A 683-nucleotide genomic window follows, 5' to 3' on the forward strand; every position below is an offset into this window, starting at 1 on the left:
CAGGGCTGGGGAGACGCCCTCCGCGGTTGGCGAGGCCGCGGTGGCCGAAAGGTGGGCTCGGTTGCAAAAGCAAATGGACGAACCAGTGCATGATCCCGGCCCTCAAGTGGATACATCGCCATGGGAGGCGCAACTCATGGTGCAAGGGAGCGGACAAGAACACGCCGCGGCGCCCTACGCCGGAGGCAGTGGGTCGATGCTGGGTGCCTCGGTGCTGCAGCCGGATCACTCAACGGCGCGCCATCATCATGCGCCGGATTCGTCAGTGGTTGATCTGAATCCCCCCTCACCGTCCGAGTTGCGTGACCCTGCTCGTTCTGTGCCGGCGGCGCCTGCCGGGCCAGCGTTCGCCAGGGCTGGGGAGACGCCCTCCGCGGTTGGCGAGGCCGCGGTGGCCGAAAGGTGGGCTCGGTTGCAAAAGCANCAGGGCTGGGGAGACGCCCTCCGCGGTTGGCGAGGCCGCGGTGGCCGAAAGGTGGGCTCGGTTGCAAAAGCAGAAGGTCGACGCTGATTTGTCGGGATATTTCGACTCGATTCCGCACGCGGACCTTCTACGATCGCCATGGGAGGCGCAACTCATGACGCAAGGGAGCGGACAAGAACACGCCGCGGCGCCCTACGCCGGAGGCAGTGGGTCGATGCTGGGTGCCTCGGTGCTGCAGCCGGGTCACTCAACGGCGCGC

General features: G+C 66.9%; 1 protein-coding gene. It reads left to right on the forward strand.

Annotated features, from left to right (window positions below):
- Positions 1–485: 485 nt before the first annotated feature.
- On the forward strand, positions 486–683 hold a 198-nt coding region (locus tag X771_RS1000000169005), incomplete at its 3' end, for a hypothetical protein (RefSeq protein ID WP_210163795.1).

The sequence above is a fragment of the Mesorhizobium sp. LSJC269B00 genome, from assembly GCF_000502815.1.
Classification (GTDB): domain Bacteria; phylum Pseudomonadota; class Alphaproteobacteria; order Rhizobiales; family Rhizobiaceae; genus Mesorhizobium.